The organism is Bradyrhizobium sp., from assembly GCF_019244115.1.
Classification (GTDB): Bacteria; Pseudomonadota; Alphaproteobacteria; order Rhizobiales; family Xanthobacteraceae; genus Bradyrhizobium.
On the sequence record NZ_JAFATE010000622.1, the window covers coordinates 1 to 2,335 of the forward strand.

Below are 2,335 nucleotides of genomic sequence, written 5' to 3' on the forward strand. Positions count from 1 at the left end.
CAAGCGAGCAACTCGCCTGGATCAAGGTCGCGGCCTCGCATCACGCGCACCATAACCCCCACGCGTTCCTGAAGGACGTGGTCACGGTCGAAGACGTCGTGAACTCGCCGATGATATCCGATCCGCTGCATCGGATGGATTGCTGCGTCGTGACCGACGGCGGGGGCGCGCTGATCGTGACGACGGAAGAGATCGCGAAGAGTCTCAAGAAGCCGCTGGTGCGGCTGATCGGGCACGGCGAGGCCATGAAGGGGCCGCGCGGCGGCAAGGATCTCGATCTCACCTACTCCGCGGGCGTGTGGTCCGGTCCCCGCGCCTTCGAGGAAGCGGGTATTACGCCACGAGACATCAAATACGCCTCGATCTACGACAGCTTTACCATCACGGTGCTGATGCAGCTTGAAGACCTCGGCTTCTGCAGGAAAGGCGAGGGCGGCAAATTTGTCGCCGACGGCAATCTGATTTCCGGCGTCGGCAAGCTGCCGTTCAACACCGATGGCGGCGGGCTGTGCAGCAACCATCCGGTCAACCGTGGCGGCATGACAAAGATCATCGAGGCGGTGCGGCAGCTGCGCGGCGAGGCGCATCCCCGGGTGCAGGTGAAAAACTGCGACCTCGCGATCGCGCATGGCACCGGCGGCCTTTTGGGCGTGCGCCATGCCGCCTCGACCTGCATCCTGGAGCGTGTGTGATGAGTGAAGCGAAAAAATATCCGACCCCGGTGACCAATCCCGAGACAAAACCGTTCTGGGATGCGGCCGCGCAGGGAAGATTCATGATCAAGCGCTGCACGACCTGCGGCGACGCCCATTATTTTCCGCGCTCGATCTGCCCGTTCTGTTTCTCCGACAAGACGGAATGGGAGGAAAGTTCCGGCGAGGGCACGATCTACACGTTCAGCCTGATGCGCAAATCGGCGACCGGACCTTACGCGATCGGCTACGTGACGCTGAAGGAAGGTCCGTCGCTGATGACCAATTTTGTCGATTGCGACCTGGAGCGGCTGGCGATCGGACAGAAGGTGAAAGTCGTGTTCAAGCCGACCGACGGCGCGCCGCTGCCGTTCTTCACGGTGGTGTAGCGGGAATGCGCACGAAACGCGCCCGACAAAAGGTGGTGATCCCCGCGAAAGCGGGGATCCAGTAGGCACCGGCGTGTACTGGATGCCCGCTTTCGCGGGCATGACAACAGAAAAAGCGGAGGATACGTCGCACATGCCGATCAACTACGATGAGCTGATGGCGCTGAAGAACCTGGGCCAGAAATACAGCTACACCGATCGCGAAGTGATGCTGTACGCCTGCGGCATCGGCATGGGCGCCGATCCCATGGATGAAAAGGAGCTGGCCTTCGTCAACGAAGCCGCCGCGACGCCGCGGCCGCTCAAAGTGGTACCGACCTTTGCTTCCGTCGCCGCCTGGGGTTCGGGTCCCGGCGAGATGAACCTCAATCGCGTGATGGTGGTCGATGGCGAGCGCGACATCACCTTTCACAAGCCGCTCGCCACAGTGGCGCACGTCACGGCCGATTCCACCGTGCTCGCTGTCTTCGACAAGGGCAAGGACAAGGGCGCGATCATTCGCCACCAGACCGTCCTGAAGGACGCCGATGGCGAGAAGCTCGCAACGCTGGTGGCCTCGCGCTTTGCCCGCGGCGATGGTGGCTTTGGCGGTCCGTCCGAAGGCCAGCCCGAGCCGCATCCGGTGCCAAGCCGCGCGCCGGACCGGACCGTGGATATTTCCACGCGGCCCGATCAGGCGCTGGTCTATCGCCTCTGTGGCGATCGCAACCCGCTGCATTCCGATCCGGAGTTTGCCAAGAAGGCGGGTTTCCCAAGACCGATCCTGCACGGCATGTGCACCTATGGCATCACCTGCCGCGGCATCCTGCAGAGCTATGCCGACTACGATCCCACGGCTTTCAGGCAGCATGTCGCGCGGTTCTCGTCGCCTGTCTATCCCGGCGAGACGGTGACATTGGAGATGTGGAAGGACGGCGAGGTGATCTCGTTCGAAGCGAAGGTGAAGGCGCGCGGCGTCACGGTGATCCGGAACGGCAAGACGGTGCTGGGTTAATGCTATGTACGCGCGGCGCTGCCAATTGTTTTCTCGTCATGCCGGCCTTGTGCCGGGCATCCACGTCTTCCTTGACGCTGCAGCAAACCAAGACGTGGATGGCCGGGACAAGTCCGGCCATGACGGTGGAATAAATTGATAAAGAAGCGGGAGAGAAACACCATGGGACTGCTCGACGGCAAGGTGGCGCTGATCACGGGCGCGGGTGGCGGGCTCGGCGAGGCCTACGCAAAACTGTTCGCGCGCGAAGGCGCGGCCGT

Annotated in this window: 3 protein-coding genes and 1 pseudogene; all 4 read left to right on the forward strand. The window is 62.5% G+C overall.

Annotation, left to right across the window (positions count from 1 at the left end; all coding sequences use genetic code 11):
• The coding region (locus JOZ76_RS27320) for a thiolase domain-containing protein (protein WP_291703951.1) at nt 1–692 on the forward strand (692 nt) is incomplete at its 5' end.
• Nucleotides 692–1,081 carry a Zn-ribbon domain-containing OB-fold protein gene (locus tag JOZ76_RS27325; protein WP_291703953.1) on the forward strand — a complete coding sequence of 130 codons (390 nt, stop codon included), beginning with the start codon at nt 692–694 and terminating at the stop codon, nt 1,079–1,081. The genes JOZ76_RS27320 and JOZ76_RS27325, both read left to right, overlap by 1 nt.
• A 133-nt stretch (nt 1,082–1,214) precedes the next feature.
• Complete coding sequence (locus JOZ76_RS27330) at nt 1,215–2,075, forward strand: MaoC/PaaZ C-terminal domain-containing protein (protein ID WP_291703955.1); 861 nt, start codon at nt 1,215–1,217, stop codon at nt 2,073–2,075.
• 162 nt (nt 2,076–2,237) lie between these two features.
• A pseudogene (locus JOZ76_RS27335) lies at nt 2,238–2,335 on the forward strand (short-chain dehydrogenase); the annotation flags it as partial.

Coding starts and splice junctions, on each gene's coding strand:
- JOZ76_RS27330 (WP_291703955.1), top strand. CDS start 1,215: ATGCCGATCAACTACGATGAGCTGATGGCGCTGAAGAACCTGGGCCAG.
- JOZ76_RS27325 (WP_291703953.1), top strand. CDS start 692: ATGAGTGAAGCGAAAAAATATCCGACCCCGGTGACCAATCCCGAGACA.